26 protein-coding genes are annotated in these 22,730 nt (G+C 64.0%); 11 read left to right on the forward strand and 15 right to left on the reverse strand.

Annotation, left to right across the window (positions count from 1 at the left end):
* Positions 1-37 precede the first annotated feature (37 nt).
* Together V5F63_RS26180 and V5F63_RS26185 are read left to right on the forward strand one after the other, a co-directional pair.
* Positions 38-475: a hypothetical protein gene (locus V5F63_RS26180; RefSeq protein ID WP_394015610.1), complete on the forward strand. Its 438-nt coding sequence runs from the start codon at positions 38-40 to the stop codon at positions 473-475.
* A 112-nt stretch (positions 476-587) separates the two neighbouring features.
* Positions 588-2,426, forward strand: a complete 1,839-nt coding sequence (locus tag V5F63_RS26185; RefSeq protein ID WP_394015611.1) for a DUF3141 domain-containing protein — start codon at positions 588-590, stop codon at positions 2,424-2,426.
* A 407-nt stretch (positions 2,427-2,833) separates the two neighbouring features.
* Here the strand turns inward: V5F63_RS26185 and V5F63_RS26190 are convergent, their stop codons facing one another.
* Positions 2,834-3,487 carry a Crp/Fnr family transcriptional regulator gene (locus V5F63_RS26190; protein WP_271188570.1) on the reverse strand — a complete coding sequence of 218 codons (654 nt, stop codon included), beginning with the start codon at positions 3,485-3,487 and terminating at the stop codon, positions 2,834-2,836.
* A gap of 1,172 nt (positions 3,488-4,659) precedes the next feature.
* Between V5F63_RS26190 and V5F63_RS26195 the strand changes: the two genes are divergently transcribed.
* The 4 genes from V5F63_RS26195 to V5F63_RS26210 all read left to right on the forward strand — a co-directional run bounded on the left by V5F63_RS26195 (position 4,660) and on the right by V5F63_RS26210 (position 6,750).
* Positions 4,660-4,950, forward strand: coding sequence for a NifB/NifX family molybdenum-iron cluster-binding protein (locus V5F63_RS26195; RefSeq protein WP_213375278.1), 291 nt, complete (start codon positions 4,660-4,662; stop codon positions 4,948-4,950).
* A gap of 239 nt (positions 4,951-5,189) precedes the next feature.
* On the forward strand, positions 5,190-5,462 hold the full coding sequence (locus V5F63_RS26200) for a DUF2933 domain-containing protein (protein WP_394015612.1): 273 nt from the start codon (positions 5,190-5,192) through the stop codon (positions 5,460-5,462).
* A gap of 28 nt (positions 5,463-5,490) precedes the next feature.
* Entirely contained in the window at positions 5,491-6,153 is a 663-nt protein-coding gene (locus V5F63_RS26205) for a methyltransferase family protein (RefSeq protein ID WP_394015613.1), read from the forward strand.
* 75 nt (positions 6,154-6,228) lie between these two features.
* Positions 6,229-6,750: a Spy/CpxP family protein refolding chaperone gene (locus V5F63_RS26210; protein ID WP_394015614.1), complete on the forward strand. Its 522-nt coding sequence runs from the start codon at positions 6,229-6,231 to the stop codon at positions 6,748-6,750.
* A gap of 92 nt (positions 6,751-6,842) precedes the next feature.
* Here the strand turns inward: V5F63_RS26210 and V5F63_RS26215 are convergent, their stop codons facing one another.
* Genes V5F63_RS26215 through V5F63_RS26280 form a run of 14 tightly spaced genes read right to left on the reverse strand, consistent with a single transcriptional unit; the run spans position 6,843 to position 19,812 of the window.
* Positions 6,843-8,993, reverse strand: coding sequence for a type IV secretory system conjugative DNA transfer family protein (locus V5F63_RS26215; protein ID WP_213375274.1), 2,151 nt, complete (start codon positions 8,991-8,993; stop codon positions 6,843-6,845).
* Positions 8,971-10,038 (reverse strand): P-type DNA transfer ATPase VirB11, encoded by a 1,068-nt coding sequence (gene virB11, locus V5F63_RS26220; RefSeq protein ID WP_394015615.1) that lies wholly within the window; start codon positions 10,036-10,038, stop codon positions 8,971-8,973. Before virB11 ends, V5F63_RS26215 begins: the two co-directional genes overlap by 23 nt.
* The gene (gene virB10 / locus V5F63_RS26225) at positions 9,998-11,356 is read right to left on the reverse strand and encodes a type IV secretion system protein VirB10 (protein WP_394015616.1); all 1,359 of its coding nucleotides are present in this window, start codon (positions 11,354-11,356) and stop codon (positions 9,998-10,000) included. Before virB10 ends, virB11 begins: the two co-directional genes overlap by 41 nt.
* 6 nt (positions 11,357-11,362) lie before the next feature.
* Positions 11,363-12,166 carry a P-type conjugative transfer protein VirB9 gene (gene virB9 / locus V5F63_RS26230; protein ID WP_394015617.1) on the reverse strand — a complete coding sequence of 268 codons (804 nt, stop codon included), beginning with the start codon at positions 12,164-12,166 and terminating at the stop codon, positions 11,363-11,365.
* On the reverse strand, positions 12,163-12,900 hold the full coding sequence (locus tag V5F63_RS26235; RefSeq protein WP_394015618.1) for a VirB8 family type IV secretion system protein: 738 nt from the start codon (positions 12,898-12,900) through the stop codon (positions 12,163-12,165). Before V5F63_RS26235 ends, virB9 begins: the two co-directional genes overlap by 4 nt.
* Complete coding sequence (locus V5F63_RS26240) at positions 12,897-14,027, reverse strand: TrbL/VirB6 family protein (RefSeq protein ID WP_394015619.1); 1,131 nt, start codon at positions 14,025-14,027, stop codon at positions 12,897-12,899. The genes V5F63_RS26235 and V5F63_RS26240 overlap by 4 nt, the downstream gene beginning before the upstream one ends.
* A 7-nt stretch (positions 14,028-14,034) precedes the next feature.
* On the reverse strand, positions 14,035-14,232 hold the full coding sequence (locus V5F63_RS26245) for a hypothetical protein (protein ID WP_394015620.1): 198 nt from the start codon (positions 14,230-14,232) through the stop codon (positions 14,035-14,037).
* Complete coding sequence (locus V5F63_RS26250; RefSeq protein WP_394015621.1) at positions 14,229-14,405, reverse strand: hypothetical protein; 177 nt, start codon at positions 14,403-14,405, stop codon at positions 14,229-14,231. Before V5F63_RS26250 ends, V5F63_RS26245 begins: the two co-directional genes overlap by 4 nt.
* Before the next feature lie 13 nt (positions 14,406-14,418).
* Positions 14,419-15,141: a type IV secretion system protein gene (locus V5F63_RS26255; protein ID WP_394015622.1), complete on the reverse strand. Its 723-nt coding sequence runs from the start codon at positions 15,139-15,141 to the stop codon at positions 14,419-14,421.
* A 9-nt stretch (positions 15,142-15,150) separates the two neighbouring features.
* A complete protein-coding gene (locus V5F63_RS26260) occupies positions 15,151-16,056 on the reverse strand; it encodes a hypothetical protein (RefSeq protein WP_394015623.1) in 906 nt (301 codons plus the stop codon).
* Positions 16,053-18,464 (reverse strand): VirB4 family type IV secretion/conjugal transfer ATPase, encoded by a 2,412-nt coding sequence (locus V5F63_RS26265; protein ID WP_394015624.1) that lies wholly within the window; start codon positions 18,462-18,464, stop codon positions 16,053-16,055. Before V5F63_RS26265 ends, V5F63_RS26260 begins: the two co-directional genes overlap by 4 nt.
* Before the next feature lie 9 nt (positions 18,465-18,473).
* Positions 18,474-18,770 carry a VirB3 family type IV secretion system protein gene (locus V5F63_RS26270; protein WP_213375252.1) on the reverse strand — a complete coding sequence of 99 codons (297 nt, stop codon included), beginning with the start codon at positions 18,768-18,770 and terminating at the stop codon, positions 18,474-18,476.
* Positions 18,767-19,030, reverse strand: coding sequence for a TrbC/VirB2 family protein (locus V5F63_RS26275; RefSeq protein ID WP_509210867.1), 264 nt, complete (start codon positions 19,028-19,030; stop codon positions 18,767-18,769). Before V5F63_RS26275 ends, V5F63_RS26270 begins: the two co-directional genes overlap by 4 nt.
* 53 nt (positions 19,031-19,083) lie before the next feature.
* Complete coding sequence (locus tag V5F63_RS26280) at positions 19,084-19,812, reverse strand: lytic transglycosylase domain-containing protein (RefSeq protein WP_394015625.1); 729 nt, start codon at positions 19,810-19,812, stop codon at positions 19,084-19,086.
* Between the two features lie 118 nt (positions 19,813-19,930).
* Here V5F63_RS26280 and V5F63_RS26285 point away from each other — a divergent pair, with 118 nt between their 5' ends.
* Genes V5F63_RS26285 through V5F63_RS26305 form a run of 5 tightly spaced genes read left to right on the forward strand, consistent with a single transcriptional unit; the run spans position 19,931 to position 22,562 of the window.
* The gene (locus V5F63_RS26285; RefSeq protein ID WP_394015626.1) at positions 19,931-20,434 is read left to right on the forward strand and encodes a hypothetical protein; all 504 of its coding nucleotides are present in this window, start codon (positions 19,931-19,933) and stop codon (positions 20,432-20,434) included.
* A 1-nt stretch (position 20,435) separates the two neighbouring features.
* On the forward strand, positions 20,436-21,056 hold the full coding sequence (locus V5F63_RS26290; protein ID WP_246544815.1) for a thermonuclease family protein: 621 nt from the start codon (positions 20,436-20,438) through the stop codon (positions 21,054-21,056).
* Positions 21,057-21,089: 33 nt separating this feature from the next.
* A complete protein-coding gene (locus V5F63_RS26295) occupies positions 21,090-21,431 on the forward strand; it encodes a single-stranded DNA-binding protein (RefSeq protein WP_213375244.1) in 342 nt (113 codons plus the stop codon).
* Positions 21,432-21,459: 28 nt separating this feature from the next.
* Positions 21,460-22,014: a thermonuclease family protein gene (locus V5F63_RS26300; RefSeq protein ID WP_394015627.1), complete on the forward strand. Its 555-nt coding sequence runs from the start codon at positions 21,460-21,462 to the stop codon at positions 22,012-22,014.
* Entirely contained in the window at positions 22,011-22,562 is a 552-nt protein-coding gene (locus V5F63_RS26305; RefSeq protein ID WP_394015628.1) for a hypothetical protein, read from the forward strand. The genes V5F63_RS26300 and V5F63_RS26305 overlap by 4 nt, the downstream gene beginning before the upstream one ends.
* Positions 22,563-22,730 lie beyond the last annotated feature (168 nt).

The raw sequence follows: 22,730 nt of genomic DNA on the forward strand, positions 1-22,730 counted from the left end.
TTCCTGAAACTGCAACCAAACAATCAAGGAGAGAACAATGGCCACGAAGAATGAGGCGCCAGTTGGTTTCGATCGCATGAACGCTGTATTCGCATGGTGGGGACTGTCGGGCGCCGACAGTACCGACAAGCTCGACGGCCAGTTCAAGCGGTTCCAGGCCTTCACGTCCGATCTGCAGAAGGCCTATGGCGAGACATACAGCGCTCAGATGAGCACTCTCCTTGGCGCCAATGAGCGGATCGGACGCTCGCTTCTGGAATTCGTGCAGTGCCGGCGACCGCAGGATGTGATCGCGGCAGAATCGAGCGTCATGGCGGCCATCCTGGAAGAGACGTCGTTGCAGACGAAGACTTGGCTCGATCTCTCGCAGAAGGTCCAAGACTACTGTGCGACCATGGCACGGGAGACCGCAGGCGAAATCCGTCAGCAGGCAAATGGAACCCCTGACACCGGAAGCAGCGTCAAGGCATCGTAGCCGCATATAGTGTTGACGAGCGTCCCGCGGGGTCTTGCCGAGACCGTGGCGTGCGGCTGGCACGGCAGCCGGATTTCTGGCCGCTGTTCAACTTCCTCGCCCTTAAGATCAGATGATGGAGATGGTGATGCCCGAAGCAAGATCGGATTCCGCGCTGGTTGACCAGCCGAAGGCGTCGCCGGGTCGGCAATTGGCTGTTCGGCGGGATATCGTAGCGGCGGCTACGGTGAAAAGCCTGGAACCGGCCGTCGCGGCGAATCCAGTCGGACTGCCGATCAACATCGGTGATCCCTTGGCCTATCAGAGGGATGTCTTCGAACGGTCGATTCTGTTTTGGGACACGCTGCGCCAGCGTGCCAACAACATGATCGCCCATGAGCGCGCCGGCAAGCCGCCGCTTCTCGACTTCGACTATGAGACGCTGGTCGATGCCCGCCGTTTCGAACGACCTGTCAACTACGCCCTCCTGCGGATCACCCGGATCGGGGACGATTGCATCGAGGATTGTATCGATCCGGCGAAGCCACCCGTCGTCATCCTCGACCCTCGAGCCGGCCATGGGCCCGGCATCGGCGGCTTCAAGCGCGACTCCGAGGTTGGGATCGCCATGCACGAGGGCTATCCGGTCTATTTCGTTTCCTTCTTTCCGGAACCCTGCGTGGGCCAGACCCTGGCGGATGTGCTGCATGCGCTCGGACGCTTCGTCGAGGACGTGGTCAAACGTCACCCCGGCAAGCCTCCGGTGCTCTATGGCAACTGTCAGGCCGGCTGGGCGATCACCCTGCTCTCGGCGGATTGCGAAGGCTTGGTCGGCCCCGCCGTGCTCAACGGCTCTCCGCTCTCCTATTGGGCGGGAGAATCGGGCGTCAATCCGATGCGGATCGCGGGCGGGCTGCTCGGCGGCGTCTGGGCCACCCACCTTCTCGCCGATCTCAACGACGGCCGCCTGGACGGTGCGTGGCTCGCCTTCAATTTCGAAAACCTTCAGCCCGAAGCCGTCTGGGAGAAATATGCCAACCTGTTCACGCATGTCGACACGGAACGGGAGCGCTTCCTCGAGTTCGAGCGGTGGTGGAATGGCTTCTATTTCCTCAGCCGGGAAGAGATCGTCGCCATCGTCGAGAACCTCTTCATCGGCAATCGCCTCGAGGAGGGCAAGATGCGGATCTGCGAGGGTTGCGTCGCCGACCTTCGGCGTATTCGCAATCCGCTGGTGATCTTCGCGTCCTACGGCGACAACATCACCCCGCCGCACCAGGCGCTCGGCTGGATCCCGGTGGTGTACAAGGATACGAGCGATCTCAAGGCCGCCGGTCAGCGCATTGTCTACCTGACGAACCCCCATGCGGGCCATCTCGGCATTTTCGTGTCAGCCAAGGTGGCGCGGTTCGAACATCGCGCGATCCTCGAAAGCCTCGGCGAAATCGAGACCCTCGCCCCCGGCCTCTACGAGATGAAGATCGACAATCCGACCGGCAATCCCGACTGCGATAAGCCGGAATACTCGGTCCGGTTCGAAGAGCGGCGTGTCGAGGATCTTCGGTTCGCGACGCCGCGCGCGGAGTTCGAGCAGGTTCGCCATCTTTCAGAGGTGAACGAGCAATTCTACAAGGCCATGGTCAGCCCCTTCGTTCGCGCGCTCTCCAATCCCTGGACTGCGGCGACGCTCGAATGGCTCCATCCGATGCGCACGAGCCGCTACCTGCTGTCGGAATCCTTCAGTCCGTGGATGCGTGGCGTCGCTGCGCTCGCGCGTCTGATCGAGCAGCGCCGCCAGCCGCTGCCGGAGGACGATGCCAATCTCCGTCGTGAGCGGGAGGCGATTGACCGTGTCTCCGAGGTGATCGAAAACGGCCGCAGGCAGCGCGACGCGACGGAGGAACGGGTCTTCCAGGCGCTTTACGATGATGTTCCCGCCTCGGCTCGGCCAGCAGCGCCACCGGCCGTATAGGCTTGACACCGTCGTCGTTCGCCATGGCAAGCCGGTGCAATTGAACGTTTCCGCGGGAGGAGACGGCGCTCTGTTCCGAGAAGGTCGCTTTCGCTGACTCAATAAGCGCGCGGACCTGTCGGCCGGACAGACGGTTCGGGTGGAGACCATGCCAGACAAGCCCGGCAAATTCGGCTTCGGCTGCCAGATGGGGATATTCACGGACAGGCTTGTCGTGGAGTGAGATCGCATCTTTGGGCGCAGACGCGACCCGTGACGCCGCAACGCAAAGGGGCCGCTGGTGACGGAAGATCAGCGGTTGTCTTTGCGCAACAATGGAGCCGAAGGAGCATGACGCGGCAGCTCGCAACAAGGCTGGATCGGACATTCCGCCCGCTCCATCCCATATTGTCCCGGTCGATCGTCCATCAGCGGATCCAGGACATCACGAGCTGAGGGTCAAGACCTGCAACGTCGACGAGTTTGTCCGGATCCAGGATCCGGAGCCGTCGATAATGGAATTCCAGGATCCTATCCTTTCGCAGATCCCTTAGCACCCGGTTGACATGAACGAAGGTCAGACCCGTCGCATCTCCGATATCTTCTTGGGTCAGCGGAAGATGCATCTCCTCGATATGACTGCCCGGCCATTGCGCGCGGTAGCGGACGAACAGCTTGAGCAGCAGGTGGGCAACGCGCTCACGGGCTGAATGCCGCCCAATGCTGGTAAGACGGTCATAAGCCAGGGTGCAATCGCGCGCGATCAGCCACGCAAGCCGCAGACCGAACTCCGGCTGCTGTTTGACGATCGGTGGAAGCGCCTTGCGCGGAATTGTGCTGACGACGATATCCGTCAAGGCTTGCGCGCCAAATGTCATCATCGCGCCGCCGCCGGGATGGAATCCAAGCACGGCGCCCGGCAATGCGAAGTGCAAAATCTGCCGTCGCCCATCTTCCAATAAATTATAGAGAATGACCCAACCTTCAAGGAGATTGTAGATCGAATCGCACGGCTCACCGAGGCTGAAGAGATCCTGGCCGGCCTTGAATTCCCGATCAGCAGATTTGTAACTCGCGATCACACAGGGCGATCCCGGCTGGCAATCGCCGCACAAACCCCGGTTAGCCCGCGCGAAGCAAGCCTCACAGCCCGGGGGTTGCTTCGTCGTGCCATTCCCAGGCATCGGCATACGGGCGTTCCTTTCCGCATCACTGATCGTGTTTGCGGTTCCCCAAGGAACTGGGGACCGGACCACCCCGGGTTGCAGACCGTCGTATCGGCCATGGGCGTGATCCCGCGACGCTCGGATAGTGCTCTCCAAATAAGACGCTTGGCTCGGAGTCATATTACAGTCCTCGATCTGGTCGGTTTCACCTGGAAGGTTGAATCCATCTGACCAGGTCGCCCGGCTCGGCCGGCCGCTTTGGCGGCGCGACGCCAGCGGGAATGGAACAATCAAGCCACGCTCCCGATCCGCGCAGGGCGTGGACCGTTGGCAGCTAGATCGCGCTCCGCTGGGCCGATCGACCCGCTAGGTCGAGCGCCGAGGAACTGGGGGGTCGAGTCCGGGGATGACCGAGCCTGGGTCGGCTTCTTCGGACCCCATCCCTACTGAAGAGCGCTCGAAGGCATGGGCCGCGAGGCTGCTAGGGAGGGGCGCCAAGCTCGTTGAGCAGGTGGCCGGGCAGGAGCAGGTACTCATCGGACAGCAGGGCTTGTCCGAATTTGGACACTCCGGGCAGTCGTCGCATTCGTCACTGTGGGGCCCAAGGCCAGAAGCGCTCACAACCACCATGGTCGCATCAGCAGTGATCGCTACTGTCCCGGCCATACTCCGCCCGCTCAGCGTCATGATGATCGCTGTGGCGAAGATCAGTATGGCGAGGAACCGCAGCATCCGCCTCTTTCCAAGAAGGCCAGAACCGGAGGCTATCACACCGCCCCGCAGCTACCAATTTGCCCGGCGGAAACCTATACGGGGAAAGGCCCGGCGAGATTGATTGAAATCAAATGCCGGGCGGGGCGCATCAACCGCCCGGAAACCTGCGCGCGGGGCAACTCTGCGGCCGCCCGTCGGATGCTCGGCAGATGATGTCATGCCGCGCTGCCCGCGCGAATGTTTGATCGAGTTTAAAGTCCGATATGTTAGCCGGTCCCATAATTGCCCGACTCTGCTGGTGTTCAAACGAGGAACCGATGGCTAGGTCCGCCTGCGTACCACCCCCGCCGGCAAATCGCATTGCGATCATCGTGATGAAATCCGACGCGGGCCCAGCACTCTGCCCCTTCTTCGGCAAGTGCGATGGAATATGGATCGTCGATACCGCCACGGGCGCGACAGAATTCCGCGCCAACCCGCAGCGCACGTCCGCAGCGGTATGCGATCTCATTGTCGCAGCCAGACCAGGTCGCTTGATCTGCGGCTTTATCGGCGAGCCAGAGAAACAGAGACTTTGTGCTGCTGGGATCGACGTGAGGCTCGGCTCGTGCGTGAGGACGATCCAGGAACTCGTGGCCTGCTTTTCCGCTCTCGTTGCAGCATGACGCCGGCTGCCACGGGCCGGGGCAGGCGAGGCATCTGATCGGTCCTGCTGCATCGATCCACACCCGGCGGATGTTTAACCGGGATCAAAGATTCAGAACAGATGGCCGGCCATGGTTCGAGCGCTGTCGTGTCGCTCGGAGGATGGCGTCTGGCCGATGCAAGCCTGCATCGTCTAGCGACCTCTGGACGGTTGCAGGGCGTGCCGGTGCGTCCTGGTCTGACGTGGGTGGAGTTTCCAATGGAACACGGCGGTCATGGTGGTGAGGGTGGCTTCTTTCGCTCCCGCGCAAATTGGGTCCTGATCGGTTTTCTCGCGATCGGCGGCTTCTATCTTCTGACCGAGCATCGCGCGCATCTCATCCCGTATTTGGGGTATTGGCCGTTCCTGCTGATCCTCGCCTGCCCATTGATGCATGTTTTCATGCATGGCGGCCACGGCGGACGGGGAGGAAGCAACGACAGCGGCAGCGGATCGGCGGATGCCGGCCAGAACCAGCCTCACAAACATTGAGCCGCGATCAACGGTCCGGAGGTCGACCATGCACGACGATGTTCCTGCCTATGGCCTCTGGTCACTGGTGATTATCAATTCGGCGATCTTCATCTTCTTCGCCTTCAGTTTTTTCAAGCCGCAGACAAAGCGCGACTGGCGGTCCTTCGGCGCCTTCAGCGCCTTTCTGGTCGCGCTTTTCACCGAGATGTATGGGTTCCCGCTGACGATCTATCTGCTCTCCGGCTGGCTACAGAGCCGCTTTCCAGGCGTCGATTGGTTCTCCCATGACGCCGGGCATCTTCTCGAGGAGATGTTCGGCTGGAGAGCCAATCCGCATTTCGGGCCATTTCACCTCCTGAGCTTCGCATTCATCGGTGGCGGCTTTATCCTGATCTCGGCCGGCTGGAAGGTGCTCTACGAGGCACAGCGCCATCAAACGCTCGCCACCACCGGCGCCTACGCTTATGTGCGGCATCCGCAATATGTCGGCTTCGTGCTGGTGATGTTCGGCTTCCTGCTGCAATGGCCGACCTTGCTGACCCTCGCGATGTTCCCGGTGCTGGTGTTCATGTACGTGCGTCTTGCCCGCGCCGAAGAACGCGAGTCTTTGGCGGAATTTGGCTCTGACTATGAACGCTATATGCGAGACGTGCCGGGCTTCATTCCACGGCTCGGCGGCCCGAAAAGTAGCCACGCCGGCCAAGGTTGAACAGCGAGTTTCGGGCCTCGCCGTAGCAGGCTCCGCCCTGTCATGACAACTCACAACGCGAAGGAATCGGCTCCGATGATCAAGATGCCCTCGATCTCCATCCTGTTTTTCAGCGCCATGCTCCTCGCAGGGTCACCCGCCTCGGCTAATGATGAGCACCATCCGGCCGGGGGCGCTGAAGCGCCCGCCACGCCTTTGAACGCGCCCGGATCACAAATTCCCATGGGTGGGATGATGTCGATGATGGGTACTGGCGGCATGCCCATGATGGGCATGATGACCGGGCACATTGAAGGCCGGCTGGCATTCTTGAAAACCGAAATCAAGATCACCGACGTTCAGGAATCCAAATGGAGCGTGTTCGCAGACGCCGTGCGAGCCAACGCGAAGGCGATGATGGGCATGCGTGAGGGCATGATGCAGGCACGTGACGGCGCTCTTCCAGTGCGTCTTGAGCGGATCGAGAAGGCCATGGCTCTGTGCCAGGAAGCGCTCCAAAAGATCAAAGTAGCGGTGGAGCCGCTCTACGCAAGCTTCAGCGAGGAGCAGAAGCGCACCGCCGATCAGTTGATGGTGAGCCCGATGGGCCTATTCTGAACGGACGGCGTCTGCTGAGAAGCAGAGCCATCGCGTCGCTTCAAGCTCGTCTCGGTGAGCGACGCGGGCCGCGCGGACCACGGCTACATATTTCATGGCGCGTCGTCGCCGAACCCGTCCTGCAGCCCGGTAAGGGTTGTCAGCGCTTGCCTGACCCGCTCTTCCTGACCAACTGCCGCGGTGCTGGCAGCCATCGCTTCGAAGTCGCGACGCTGAGCGCTTTCCGACGCGGCCAGTAGATCACTGATGTTGCAGTTCTCCCCAGGCGGAACCAATGGCTGGTCACCAAGCGAGAGCTGCTTGCGGGCCAGTCGTTCGACTGGCTTCACCCTCGTGATCACCAGCGGCGCCGGAAAGAAAGCGGGTTCCGCCGCGGCTTGCCGCTTGGCTGGGGCCTTCTTTCCTGGGGGTTGAGGATTTCGCCTTGGCGCCCGTTGCGCGGCGGCTTGGAGCGGTGGCCGGGCGACCGTGTCGTCTTCGGTGCTCTCGGCGGCCGGCGCCGGATTGATCGCGCCGCCCAATGCCTCATCCTTCCATTCGCGCAGGCTCGGCAACGCCGGCGGATTTCCCTTCGCCGCCTCGTAGGGCCGTCGATAGGGCTTGTCGAGATAGTGGCGGATCTTGGTAAGCTCGAACGAGCGCGAGTTCTTCACCATCAGGATCGACACGCGGTCGGACATCTCGCGCAATTCGAGCGGGCTGCGTAGCGGGCGCGGCGTGTAGTGCGGCGCCCAGGCGCGCGGCGCGAAGATCCCCTGCCCTGGCCGCATCACCGGCGTTTTGTAGACCTGCGTCGTCTCGCCGAGCATCTCGGACACGAAATCCGACGTCTCCAGATCGTTGATCTGGATGAACAGCTTGATCTGCGAACCGGACACGGTGGTGATGCGCGTGTTGCGGCCATAGAGCTCATCGAGCTGGGAGATGTCCTGCATCACGATCGCCATGCGGAAGCCATAGCCGGCGCTGATGGTAATCTTGGAAATCAGCGAGTCCATGCGCCCGACATGGTAGAATTCATCGAGCATGAGCAGCACCTGGTGCGGCTCATCCTCGCCCGGGATCCTCACCATCATCAGATCATGGATCTGCTGGAACAGGATGCGGATCAGCGGACGGAAGATGGCGAGCTCGGCGATGGTGCAGCCGATGAAGATGGTCATCGGCTGGCGGCGCAGCTCGCGAATGTCGAAGTCGGACGTCTCGGTCGCCGCCGAGATCAAGCCGTTGTTCCAGAGCGACATGGCCATGTTGACGTTGAACACGGCGCTGTTGCGGGTCTCCGGCTCGAGCGCGATGTACTGGTTGAAATTGTCGATCACCCAGGTCGGCAGATGCTGCCGCTCGGTCTTCACGATCGCCCGCAGCACCGACGAGATGTCCCGTCCCGTGGTCGTCATCCGGGCGACCGTGCGCATGTGCTGCGCCCCGGTGATCAGCGGCGACGAGAGCACATACCCGATCAGGGCGGATAGCAGCAGTCGCCCCGCCCCGGCCCAGGTGTCATCCGCTTTCTCGGGGATCACGAAGGAAGCGACGACCAGGCAATCGGTCGCCATGCGCTCGTCGCGGCGCACGAAGTCGAGCGGGTTGTAACGGTGCGTGTCATTGGAGCCCGGCGAGAACATGAAGACCTTGTTGCCCATGGCCTTGCGGTGGTTCGCCAGCGCGTCGAAATTCTCCCGCTTCGGATCGAAGAACACCGCCGAACCTTGCCAGAGATAGCCGTTCGGCAGCACGAACCCGGTCCCCTTGCCCGATCGCGAGGGCCCGACCACGAGGATGTGGGCTGGCTCATCCGAACGCACCGTGACACCACCGATCGTCCCCAGCACGATGCCCTGCTTGCCGGTCAGGCCCTGCTTCGCCGCCTCCATCAACGTACCGAAGCGCGCCGCCCCAAAGGGCATCTGGCGGCGATTGATGAAGGCGAACAGCCATCCTGCCAGACCAAGGGCAATGACCACCCCCGCCGCAATGCCGGCGCGGATCAGCGCCTCGATCTGTGTCGCCGGGTAAAGAAGACGGGCATGGAAATGCTGCCAGGCGACCAGGAAGAAGCCGGCCGAGCGGTCGGCATTCTGCAGCCGCAGCAATCCCCAGCGGCTGGCGCCCTCGCCCGGAAAGCGCGCCGGGGCCCAGCGCAGCCCGACGACGATCTCATAGGCCATGCTCCAGAGCAGCCAGAAGGCAATGGCGAGCAGGATCGCAATGCCGATCCTATAAACGACGACGCGGGCCATGGCCGGCCATCCTTCCTGTCCCCCCTGCCCTCTCCGCCCGCCACTCCGCCATCCGCGAAAAATACACGGCCGAGGTGCCGCGCCAGCCGCCGACCTTGGTCTGCTGGATGACGATCGGCAGGACGGATTTGATGTAGCCAACGATCTCGTCCCGCCGCAGACCGAGCCCGGCCTGCATCACCATCAGCGCGAGCTGCTCGAACGCGCCGGCCGGACTATCGGCATGGACCGTGGTGATGCTGCCGGGATGGCCGGTGTTGATGGCCCGCAGAAACGAATAGGCCTCCGCACCGCGAATCTCGCCGAGGAAGATACGGTCCGGACGCAGGCGCATCGAAGCCTGCAGCAGCGTCTCGACGGTGACGCGGGCTTCACCCTGATCGCCCTTCGAGGCGACCAGCGGCAGATAGTTCCTCTGGATCGGGTTCACCTCGCGGGTGTCCTCGATGGTGATGATGCGTTCCTCGACTGGGACCTCCTTCAAAATCGCGTTGAGGAATGTCGTCTTGCCGGAGGAGGTGCCACCCGAGAGCAGGATCGAATAGCGGTTCACGACGGCGAGGCGGATGAAGTTCTCGATGCGGCCGGCGTCGAGATGCGCGCAGAGCTGCCGGTCGACATCCGACAATTCGCCCTCAGTGACGGTCGCGACTTTCTCGAACGAGCCGAGCCGGCGATAATCATCGAGCCGCATCTCCTTGATGACCTGCTTGCGGATCGCGAAAGCCCCGCCCGCTGTCGTCGCCGGCGGCATCACGCCTTGAAAGCGTTCGCCCGTCGGCAGCGCCGCCGACAGCAGCGGATGCTCTTCGTTGACGCTCTGGCCGGAATGACCGGCAATGCGTTCGGCGAGGTGTCGGATTGCGAGCTCGGTGAGCTCAGGAACCGGATGACACTCCATCGCGGCCTGACCGAAGCGCTCGACCCAGACCTCACCGGGGCCATTGGCGCAGATCTCGACGACCTGGTCGTCGTCGAGCCAAGGCCGAATGGGCCCGAGCGCCCTATCGAGGAAGACTGTCAGGTTTCGCGCCGGCGCGTTCACGCTTGAGCTCCCTGAGCGCCTCCTTCACCGGATCGGGGTAAAGGGAGGAGAAATCCAGGTCCCGGCGCACGAAGACGATGATCCGCGTGCCCTGGTCGAGATAGATCGTCGGCGGGATGTTGATCGAGTTCTTCAGCGCCTCCTGGGCGATATTGGTTAGCGTCTGCGAGACATTCTGCGCGGCGATCTGGCGGGCCTGGAGCGACTGGCTGTTCTGGTTGGTGCCCGTTTGGGTCGTGGTGACGAGGCCCGTGACCGGATCCGTCGTCGTGATCGTGGTGCCATTATTATTGTTGTCGTACTGGCCATAGCCGCTCAGGAATTGCGAGACGCCGCCGACGACCGACAGCATGATCGCGGAGCCGAAGCGCTCGAGGTAGTGATTGTCGACGAAGCCGGCATTGCCGGCGCGGCCGAGATCGTCGGTGCCGTTCGAGCCGAGCTGGACCGACACCCCATCCGAGCGCAGCAGCCGCGTCCACACCACGAAGACGCGGGTCTGCCCCTGCGAGATTCCGGACTTGTATTCGCCAACGAGCCGGCTTCCTGCCGGGATGAGAATGCGGCGGCCGTCGAATGACCAGACATTCTCAGCCGTGACGGCGCGCACCATGCCCGGCAGGTCGCTCTGAACGGCGGTCTCAAGAATCCCGCGGATCATCGTGCCCTGTGCGACAAGCGCATCGATCCGATCGTTCTTCACCGCCTTCGCGATCTCGACGCCGGCGCTCGTGACCGACGCCAGGAAGCGGCGGTTGGGGTCCTCGTCCTGCCCGGCAGCCGCGCGCGCCGGATCGGCGGGACTGCCAGCTGCATCGCTCGGACTGGCGTTGTCGGCAATCACCTGCGGCGCGCGGAACCGTTCCCACTTCCGCCGCTCCTCTTCCTGGCGCAGCCGCTCGAGTTCGGCCAGCCGGCGCGCTTCATCATCGTTCGGTGCCGACAGGGCGAGCGGTGGCTCGGGTGGCGGCGGCGCCGGCAGTGCCAGGGGCGGCGCGATGGGCGGTGGTGGCAAGACCGGCTCGGGCGGCACAGGCGGCGCTTGCGGGATGAGAATAGTGCCCTGGTCGGTCTGGGTCCGTGGGGTTTGCAGCGATGGCGCCGGAAACTGCGTCGTCGTGAACTCTTCCTTGTCCGGCGCGGTCATGTTCCGTGGACCGCTGCCGAGCGAGGCGTAGATCATCCATCCCGCGATCAAGACGGCGCCGAGCGGCACGCCGAATTTCACCAAATTGCCGAGGGCAGTCGAACCCCGCGCTACCGCCGTCGCAGCGGAGGCTTCCAGTTCGAGCGAGCGATAATCCTGTGGCGAGGGCATGGCGCGTCAGCCTCCTGCGCTGGCTGACGGAAAACCTACGCGCTGCGGCGCATAGGGCTCGAGCCCATTCGGCTCGTGCACATTGGTCGCACGCCGATTGAAGATGCAGGTCGATTCCGTGCCATTGCGCAGCGTCCATTGCGGGCTGACCTTGTCGACGACGACGAACGGTCCCTCGGTCCGGAAATTGACCAGGCTCTCATTGCGCTCGGCATCGACGATGTAGATCGCCGGCGTTTCACCCTCGAAGCGGAACCAGGTCTTCACGCCGTCGTCGAACACGGCGACCGGCTTGTTGGTCGACGAGCCCTTGTAGCCATAGTCGCTGTTGGCGTTGGCGATGTTGAGATCGCGCAGGTTCGGATTGGCGGCGCGCTCCTTGGCGGCCGCGAGCAGCTTCGCGCTCGCCTCGTCGTCGGGAAACCGGAACCGAACCGCGTAGATCTGGTCATTCGGCGCGCGCGTGTTCGACCGCAGCAGGAAGCTGTAGATGCGCTTGTCGGTGACGACGTTGAGGTTCGACTGCGCATTCTTGTCGATCGGCTTGACGAAGATGATGTCGCCCTTGCGATTGGGCTCGACCTTCCAGGCAAGGGAATCGCCGAGCGCCAGCGTCTCGATCTTCTCGTCCGGCTGCAGCTGGATCATCGTCGACGTGCCGTAGGTGGCGTCGATCGCCGTGACGTTGTCGCGGTTATAGACGACGTCGCGGACGCGAGCATCGACCCGTCCCGCGCGCGGGATCGCTTCCGCGAACGCATGGCCGGACGCAAGCAAGACGCAGCCTGCAAGGATCAGGCGCCGCCTCATGATCTTTGCGCTCCGGCCGTGCCGGGAGAGGGAGCCGTCTCCTGGTCGCGTCGATATTCGAGCACCTGGAAGCCGAGCGGATTGTCGAAGCGATACTCGTTGCGCATCGGTGCGGAGGTGTAGCGGAAGCGCACGAGCGAGACCCAGTTGCGCGTCGTAATGCTGGTCGCCGTTTTCTCATCGGTGGAGAACCGCACCAGCGCGGTGCGGTTGTTCGGGAACGTCACCGACTTGACCGAGACCGAGACCTCGGTGTTGGAGCTGTAGATCTTGACGGGATTTTGCGGATTGGCCGGCGAATAGATCTCCGTGAGCTCACGCGCCGCGTCGCCGGTGGCGAGCAACTGTGCCAGGTCGAAATTGTCCTTCAGCGCCCTCGGATCGTAGGTCTCGCGCGCCTTGATGTAGCGAACCACATTGAAGGTGGTGACGGCCTCGTCCTGCGTCAGCGGCCCCTCGGCCATCGGGCGTTTGACCTCGACGAAGCCCGTCGTCCTGTCGACGACCACCATATAGGGCTCGTAGGTTTTCAGCGGCACCAGCAGCGCCAATGTACCGAGTGAGGCGACGGCAACGATGGTCATGACGCCGGCGACGATCCAGGCCAGCGCTCGCGAGTTCCGGTTACGCCGTGCGACGTCATATTCCCAGGTTGCGCCCTCAGCGTAATAGCGGGGGTCGATCTTAGCCGGGACATCGACCGCTCCAGCCTCTGTCACTGGGGTATCGCTCAAGGCCGGTTCCCTCCCCCACCTTGCGCCGGCGGCGAGCCGGGATGCTTGATCTGTTCAGCGAGCCTGCGGAACTCAGGCGATTGCGCCCACGACGCCGCGCGCAGCCCGACACGCGCACGCTGGCGCGCCGCCAGCTCCTCGCGCCGCGACGTTGAGCCCGGGTTCAACGGGTTGCGAAAGGCAAGACGGGCCCTGTTTGCCGCCATGCCGAGCCGATAGCCGCTGACCGTGCCGAGCACCGCACCGATCCGCGAACTCGAGATCGGCACGCCGCCGGCAATGGCCGCGGCCACGTTGTTGATCTGGGCCAGCAGCAGCACGCCGATGATGGCCAGCAGCACGACGGGGCCAATCGTCGCCCAGCTCGCGCTCTTGGTATTTGCGACGCCGTTCAGCGTGTCGATGGTCTGCTGGATCAGCGAGACGTAGAAGGCGAGGAATGCGTAGACGAGCACCTGCACCAGAAAATACTGGATGAGCGTACCGAGCCAGCCGCTGAAGAAGCGCGAGGTGACGCCAAACAGCAGCAGGATGATGAATACCGGCGCCAATGCCAGCAGCAGCCACATGAAGAGCTTCGACAGCACGATCAGGAAGATCGCGAAGCCGATCAGCAGCGCCATCACCACATAGAAGACGGCGGCGAAGATGTAGGGCCCCCAATTGGTGAGGCCCGCATTCTGCAGGAACGCTTCGGTGGCGCTGTTGGTGGTGTCCCACATGTTCTGCAGGGCCGACTGCACGCCGTTGACCGAGGTCAGGTTCTGCGCCGTGCCGGTGTTGTTGGCGGTGGTCACGGCGCTGAGCAGCGCGTTGCCGATCGCCGACGGCCCGTCATTCATGAACCGGTACGCCAGCGTCTGAAAATCGTTCCAACTGGTTGCGAGCGCATAGATCAGGAAGGCGCGAAGCAGCCTGAAGGCGTGGTCGGCCGGGCCGCCGGTTGCCGTGCCCTGCCAGATGCCGACGCCCCAGAAGATCACATAAAGCGTCAGGAGCAGCCCGGCGACGCTCGTCGCTCCGCCCGATGTCAGCGCGTTCGACAGCGCCTGGTAGGCGGTCGAGACGTAGTTCTGGCCGATCTGGTCGACCGATTGCAGCAGCGAGGTGATGCTGAACGTCGCCATCGCGCCCTCAGATCGGTTTCATCGGGCCGCAGGCGTCAAGCGACTCGAACGGCTGAGGTGATGGCGTCGGCGTAGACGCCGCGTAGCCGAGCGGCGCGCCGCCTTCGTCCGGCGAACACGGCGCCTTGAGTGGCTTGTAGGCACAGCCCGCGAGGGCAAGCGCGAGACCGCAAAGGGCGGCGAGTGCTGCCGAGGTGCGGATCATTTCTTCGGCTCGGCGGGCGAGGTGAAGGTCATGGCGCGCGCCAGGCCTTCGGTATCCGGCTTGCTCTCCGTCTGCGCAGCGGGTGCCGGTGGCGCGGGCATGCGGATGATGATCACGCTGGCGGCGACGATGAGGATGATCGCAGCGGCGACGGCGATGGTGATCTTGTTCAAGCGTCCTCCAAAGTCACTGCTGGGTGAATTTCATGGCGCGCGCGACGGCGGACTCCGCCGCGATGCGATCGAGATTCGCCTGGTTGGCAGCGGCCGCCGCATTGTTCACGACGCCGTTGAGCTCATTGATGGTCTGTCCGGTCTGGATCTGCACCTGCGTGTTCTGGTCGACGCTGCCCTTCAGGTCCTGGGCCTGGCCGATCTGCTGGCCGCCCTGGGTAAATGCGGAGGAGCGCTGCTGGACGGCTCCCTGCGTCGAGTCGATCAGGCCGGACAGGGTCGCCGCGACATTGACGGAGTTCTTGTAGGCGGTGTCGACCGGGTGCGTCTGGCCGCCGGTCATCCCGGTGATGGTCTGGACGAGCTGCAGGCCGTTGATCAGCGTCGAGACGATGTTCTGCGATCCCGAGCCCAAGCCTGCGAAGGACAACGAGCCGCCCGAAATCACCGAGCCCAGTGACGGGGCCTGCGCCATGGAGAAACCACCACCCAGGGCCATCTGCGCCAGGCTGCCCTGCGCCTGTGAGGTGCGATCCCCGGTCACCGCGGCAAGCGTCTTCTGCGTGAATTGCAGGATCTGCTGGTCGGCGTCGAGGATCTGCCGGGTGCTGGTCGCGATCTCCTGTGCTTTCGTTAGATTCGCATTGTCGATCACCGGCACCTGCGCGCGCGCTGCGGACGTGGCAATGACCAGGCCCACGGCGAGACCGAGCGCCAGTTTCAGAACAGATCGCATGGCAGCCTCCTATTGGCCGTTGGCTTGAATGCTCTCGATCGCGGCGGCGACGTCAGCGCCGGACAAGGGCGGCTGGGCGGAGGGCGCGGTCGCGGCAGTCCGCGCCTCGTCCTGAGCCGCCGAGAGGTAGAACAGGACGTTGCCGTCGCTATCCATGTGGCGGGCCGCGACGCATCCTGGGTCCACGGGCGATCCCGGCGGCGTGGTCGAGCATGACCCCGCCGTGCGGCAGGGATCGGCCACGGTCCCCGATCCGACCATGCCGACCGTGCAGGCCGGCATGGTCGGGGTGCCGGACGACGACGTTGTCGCCGAGCGCATCCCAATGGTGGCGCGGCTGATGTCGCTGTTCTGCGCCAGATTGAGCGCGTTCAGGGCCGTCACCCAGATATTCGCCGAGCCCATCACGCCGTTCCAGGCGAGGTTGTTCTGCAGACGCGCGGCACTGTTCATATCGATGGCCGCCATCACCGTCGTCGCGGTGCCAACCTGCGAACCGGCGTTGCGAAACGCAGATTGTGCGGCGCCGAGTGTCGAGCGGCTGGCATCGAGGCCGGCGACGACGTCGCCCGTCGACTTGAACAAGGTCTGGCTGTTGAGCGCGGCGCCGCGGGCCTCCGCGGTCGGGACCGCCGGCATTTCCGGTGCATAGACCTGGATGGTGCGGCTGCCGGCGCCCGATTGCGGCTGCACCGTCGGATCGGTGACGCTGGCCTTCTTGCCCGTCGTGACGGCGCATTTCACGCCCTGATTGGCGTTCTGCCGTTGCGTGGAGATCGGTACCAGTTTGATGGTCGCGCCTGCGGTCTCCGAATGCTGCGTTAGCTGCGCGGCGTCGGTGGTCGGGATGGCGGCAAAGGCCGCGCCTGCGCCGATCCACGACCAGGCAATCACCGTCAGCGCGAGCCGCTTCATGCCTCAGCCCTTCCCATGAATATCGGCAGCCAGACGGCTGGATCGTCACCGACGCGGGCCCGCAGCGCGTCGAGCTCGGCCACGGTCTCGGTGCGGCCCGACAGCACCTTGATGATGTCCGGCATGCCGGCGAGATTGAGTTTGGCGATGACGCTGTCGCGGCCGTGCTTGATCAGGAAGGAACGGCTCTCCGGCACCGTGCTGCGGATCCAGGTCACTTCGCGCTCCGAGAGCCGGAAGGCGCGGGTGTAGCTTTCGTCATCCGCCTTCGGATTCGGGAAGAAGACATTGGTCGCGGTCTGCTCGATCAGCGTGCTCGCCGAGTTGGAGCGCACGATGTCGGCGGCCGATTGCGTCCCGAAGCCGATGATGCCGTTCTGCTTGCGGATCGTCTTCAGCTTGTCCTTGATGAAGAAGGCGAAGACCGGGTCGTCGAGCAGCCGCCAGCCCTCGTCGAGGAAGATCATCACCGGATCGCCCGTCAACAGCTCCTCGGTGCGGTGGAAGATGTACATCAGCGCCGCGGTGCGGATGACGGGATCGTCCAGCACCCGTGTCATGTCGAACCCGAAGATGCTCGAGACCGAGAACTGATCGGCCTCATTATTGAACAGCCAACCGCGCTGGTCCGGCCGCATCCAGCTCTCCAACCGAGCGAGGAGATCGCCCTCGCCGGCCCGGATGCGCCCGCGCAACAGCGTCGAGAAGGCCTTTAGCGTCCGCCCGTCCGGCCCGGCGCTCAGCGCTGAAGCGATGGCGTTGCGGATGACCTGCTCCTCGGAGGCGCTGAGCTCGCCGCCATGGCCTGGCCGCAACATGAAGCCGAGGAGCTGGAACAGGAATTCGCGGTTCGGCGCTGTGTCGGGCAGGGACAGCGGATTGAACCCCGTCGGCTCGCCTGGGACCAGAACCTCATATTGGCCACCCATGGCGCGGATGAAGATCTCGGCGCCGCGATCCTTGTCGACGAACAGCAGCTTCGGTCGCGGCGTGACGCGCTGCGACTGCGCCGAGATGAAGGACAGGAAGACCGTCTTGCCGCTGCCCGAGGGCCCGACGACGGTGAAGTTGCCGAGGTCGCGAACATGGTGATTGTAGTAATAGGCAGTCTGCGAAGTGGTTTCGAACACCGAGATCGCCGGACCCCAATGGTTCCCGTCCAACCGCCCACTCGGGTAATTATGCAATGACGTGAAGCCGGCGAAGTTCTTTGAGGAGATCACCGACTTGCGCGCGATGTAGGGGAAATTCCCAGGCAGCTGGGCCCAGAAGGCCGGCTCGCAATTGAGATCCTCGCGCGTCCAGATCACCGAGCGATCGGTCAGCGCCGCGCCGACCGCGGTCACGGTGGCGGCAACCTCGGCAACCGTGCGACCGAGGCACATCACCGACATGTGGTGCTCACCGTAGATCGCCTCGGACGCAAGGAGTTCGTCACGCGCTTCGTCAAGATGCTCGGCGATGATGGAGCCGGCCTCGTCCGACATGTCGACCTGCCGGGCGACGCGGTCGATCTGCTTGGCCGCCTCGGGGCGGTCGACGATGGCGAAACTCTGCGTCGCGATGAACTCGTGCGGGACACGCAACAGATTGTCGAAGGAGCCCGGTCCGGTCTGCGCCGGATACTCGCGGATCGACACCATGGCGCCGAAGCGGGTGTCCTCGGGCCCGGCGCCACGGATTTCGATGGCGTTCTTGCCGAAGAAGATCCGCTTCATCGACAGCGCATCGGCGAGCGCCATGCGTGGCAAATGCATTGGGCGGGGGATGCCACCATTGACGAGCTGAACGAGGAATTCCAGCGGTTCCGAGTGCCAGACCCCATCCCGGCGTACGACGCCGAGCTGGCGCGCTCCATAGGCGGCGAGATTCTCGCGCACCGCGGTCGAGGCGTCGTGCAACTCGCTCAAGGCCGTCTGCGACGCCACGGATTCGCCGGCGGCGTCCTTGCGTCCAAGCAGCTTCGTCAGCATCGCGTCGAACGTGCCGGCCTGGCCCTGCAGCGGCCGACGCACGATGGTCAGATAGAGATCATTGACGAACATCCGCCGCTGCGACAGCGCCGCGTCATAGCGCTCGTCGATCTCGCGGCACAGCGCATTGTCGAAGCTCGACGCGATCCGCGGCTGCACCTCGCGGCGGATGATATGGCTGACGAGCGCGAAGCGGGAATTGGCCAGCGTGCGGACGAGGTCGTTGCGCGCCAACAGGCGGGAGTTGATCTCGCTAATGTCGGCGGTCTCGAAGGAATAGCCCTCGCATTTCAGGATCGTCATCACCAGACCGTCGCGGGTCTTGATGACGTGATCGTCGACATGGCGGGTATAGGGGATGTGGCTGGCCACCGGACGCTCGCGGCGCGACACCGCACCGTAGGTCAGTTCATCGAGGAGTGCCTTTGCCACCATCTCCTCGCCTCACGCGCGATAGCTGTCGGCGGCCCAGAAGGCGCGCGAGCGGGGTGGGCATCTTGTCGATTTGACGAACAGGATTTCGAAGATGCGATCATCGCGCAGCGTCAATATGTAGCCGAACAGATGCAGCGGGATTGCGACCAGCAGCAGGAACAAATTGTGGGAGATCAGAAAGCAGACCGACGAGACCACGCCGTTGAACATGAAATACATGTACGGCACGCCCATCAGCGTCGGCGCGCGTGTGAGTGCTTTGACCAGCGGGCTGATATGCGGCTCTTCGAGGTGCTGGCTGTTCATTGACCGACCGCCGACTGGAAGAATTGAACGATCTGCGCCGAACCGAACACCAGCACGATGCCGAAGATCACACTGCCGGCGATGCCCCAGGTCAGCCGGCCCGACCAGGCGAAGAAGCCGCAGGCGATGACGGCAAGCGTCGCCAGCGCGGTGGCGATCGGGCCGGTCAGCGCCTGCACGAGGGTGGTCAGCGTCGACTGCACCGGCTGCAGTGTGCCGCCCGACTGTGCGGCGGCGCCGGCGGTCATCAGGAGCAACATGGCTCCGGTGAGGTAAGGAACGCGTCTCGACGGCTGCTTCATCTACGGTCTCCTCAGTCGACATGCATCACGAAGCCGTCGCTCCATTGTGTCTTGGCGCGTGGCTTCGCAGGCTCCGAGGCTGCCGCTGGTGAAGCGCCGCCGGAGAGAGGTTGGATGATGTCGGCAGCGGCCGACGCGACCCGCGCGGCGCCGACTGTCGCGGCCGCGGCGGGGTCTGGCCATGTATAGAAGTCGTTCATGACGTCGGCGACGAAACGCACGGTCTCGGGATAAGGCGGAACACCGCGGCTTTTTTGCACGGCGGCCTCACCGGCGTTGTAGGCGGCGAGAATGAAGAACGGATTCCGGTAGCGCTCGTGCAGCGCGCGCAGAAAGCGGACGCCGCCGCGTACATTGCCTACCGGGTCGCACAGATCGACATCGAAACGCTGCGCCGTCTCGGGCATCAACTGCATCAGGCCATACGCGCCCTTTTCCGATAGCGCCGTCGACAGATAGCGGCTCTCGATCTTGGCGACCGACAAGACGAAGTCCGGATAGAACTTCTCCTCTGTGGCGATCCTCACGATCAGCGCCCTCGCGGCATCGGATGCGAGGTCCGTGGCGGGCGCACAGGGAGATGCCGCGCCCTTCTGACCCTGGAGTATCTCGACCGGTTGCGCCGGCGCTTCGATCGGGACGACGCGGCCGGAACTGTCGACGGTGGCGAGCGTCGTAGGCGCTCCGCTCTGCGCGCTGGCCCCTGCCATCCCGGTCGTCAGGAGCGTTCCGATCGTCAAGCCGCGAATCCACATGCCCTGCCCTCAAATCAATTCGCCATGGACAATATATTGAATGTTGATACGATGGCAACACGACTGGCGACGGGTTTTCCTAGAGGACCGAAAAGGAGGGCGGATGAAGCGGCCTCAGTGGTTGGCGATGGCGATAATCGTCACCGGCGGCGCGCTTGGGCCCGGCGGAGCCGGGGCGCAGGATGCCTCATTTGGCTGCAAGGTACTCCTTTGCGCCGCTGCCACGGCGCCCAGCTGGTCGGGCATCCCCTATTGCGTGCCGGTCATGCAGCAGCTCTTCCGGTCGCTCGCGCGCGGCGGGTCCTGGCCGACCTGCCCGGAAGGCAATGCCGGGCGCCTTGGCTTTGAGCCCTATTTCGCCTGCCCGACCGGCACGACGCCCATGCAACGAACCGGCGGCGATACCGACGCGCTCGTGCCGGCGCCGAACGGTGATCTTTGCGCCGACACCTCCAAACCGCGGCGCGATTGCCATAGTGGTGACGATGGATCGTGTGAGACCACCTATCCCACGACACCACGGCAGGCTCGCACCGAGCCCAATTATGTCGACATCTCCACGGCGAACGGCGCGCAGCGCTTTTATTTCTCGCTGAGGGGATACTGAGATGCGCCGCGTCCGCGTCGCGCTCCTCGTGCTGGCGGCCGCGGTATCGCCCGTGGCGGCGCAGTCCGCCGCGCCGGGCTGGTTTGCCGTCCCAGGCAACGCTGTCTACCAGACCGGCGACAGCTGGACGGACGGCGGCGTGATCTATCGCCTTTATGGGGTTCAGTCCTGCCTGCGCGGCACCATCGTCACCAATGCGCATGGCGTGAAGCGTGACTGCGGCGAGGCCTCGCTCGCGATGCTGATCGCGCTGACGCGGGACCTGAAGCCACAATGCTACCAGGCGGCTGCCCTGCCGGAGGCGCGCACGGTCTTCGTGTTCTGCATCGCGCAACCATTGAGCGGAGCAGGCGCCGGCTCACGGATCGATCTCGGCACCGCGCTGATTTCGACCGGCTACGGCTTCGCGGCGCTGACACCCGACGGCAAGCCGGTCCACCCGCCCTACTTCGTCGCGCAGCTCGTGGCGCAACGCGGACACGCCGGGCTGTGGGCCTTCGCCGACCTGCCCGAACCGAACGCCATCATCCTGCGCGCGCTCCGGGCGGATCGATCGGCTACGACGCCGTCGCAGCCAACAGCCTCGAGCGCCCCGGACACGCCAGGGATCGCGCCGCCATGACCAACGCCACCACCAGCCGAGGGAGCCTTGCCCATGAGAACCACCAACCTGTTCATCCTTCGCGGCCATGTCGGACAGGCACCGAAGGCCTTTGGCAAGACCGCCAAGGTCAATGTCGCGACCGATCGCGTCTGGACCGACAGCAAGGGCGAGCGAAAGGAAGAGACCGACTGGGTGACGATCAGCCTGCTGAACGAAAAGGTCGCCCAATGGGCGCTGACCCATGTCGTCAAAGGCGACGCCGTCTACGCGGAGTGCCGCATCGCCGACGGCTCATATAAGGATAAGGCCGGTGAGACAGTCTACACCACCGACGTCATCGCCAATGCCTTCCACAAGCTCGACCTGGGCAACCGTGATGACGCGGGGGCGTAACCGCGGCGCCAGAACGGGGACCATCGTCATGGTCGCCACGCTTGCCGCGACCACATTGGCCGGCGCGCAATCGCCGGAAAGATCCGGCCTTTACTCGCCAGGTAGCGCGCTGCAATCGCCACCGCTGCGCGTCGAGGTTCTCGACGGGACGCGCTTTCGCGATATCGAGACGCAGGCTGTCTATTGGCTCTACGGCATCGACACCTGTGCGCCAGGGCAAGCCGCTCATCTCGGCCGTCAGCCCTGGCCGTGCGGCACCGTGGCGGCGGCTTGGCTGGTCTCGGCAACGCTCAACAAATGGGTTGCCTGCAACATTCTTCGCGATGAGCAGGGCGAGCACCTCGCGCGCTGCGCCTCGGCGGATCACGCCGATATCGGCGCCGACATGATCCGCGACGGCATTGCGATGACCCTGCCGCCAAGCGAGCAGGATTCCGCGATCCGCGCCTATGTGTCGGCCGAGAGGGACGCGCGCAAAGCCTATCGGGGTATCTGGGCCAGCACGTTCCAGATGCCCTGGGAGTACCGGACCAGCGATCGGCGGCGTGCGATCGCGAAGACAGGCGCCGAGGCTGCTCCATGAACATCACGGTGTATCTCGCGCCCGGGCTTCTGGCGCTCGCCCTGGCGGCTTGCGCCGCCCCGACGTCGCCGGTTGTCGAGGCGTTGCCTCTGCCATCGCGCGACACGCTCTACGAGCCAGACCGCGTTCAGCCCGGGCGCCTCGAATACGCTCCCGATCGGACGACGTTCGCCCCGATCTTGACCGAACGCTTCTCCTATCCGACGCAGGCCCAGGCCAACGACGCCTATCGCCGGCTGCTTGGCGACGACCCGATCCCGCCGTCGCGCGCGACCTCTGTCTGGCTCTTCGGCTGCAAGCCCGGAGCGCTCGATGCCCAGACCGCGCGCGTCAGCCGCTACCGGGGACCCGTCGTGCATTGCGCCACAGATTTTCTCGATGCCGGGGGCAGACGTCTCAGGCGCGAGACCGCGAACTTCTATCATTACCGCTCTGTCTGGAACATGCAGCCGGTCGATCCGCCGCGAACCCTTGTCCCCTGGCGCGGCGGTGAGCGCTCGCCGAAAGACGCGTGGCGCTGGGTCCCGGGCCGCGATCGATACGAATAGCGCGGCGGGGGCTTTCCACGGGTGCGACATTGGTTCATTATACTAGATGTTGTTGAAGGAATGCGCACCTGCTTTCCACGGCATATCGCGCGACGAATGCCAGCGATCGCCGCTGCATGGATGTCTCTTGTGATCCCGGCACTCGTTCATGCTCAGGCGCTCACCACA

Origin of the sequence: Xanthobacter wiegelii, from assembly GCF_043193855.2 — a bacterium.
GTDB lineage: Bacteria > Pseudomonadota > Alphaproteobacteria > Rhizobiales > Xanthobacteraceae > Xanthobacter > Xanthobacter flavus_A.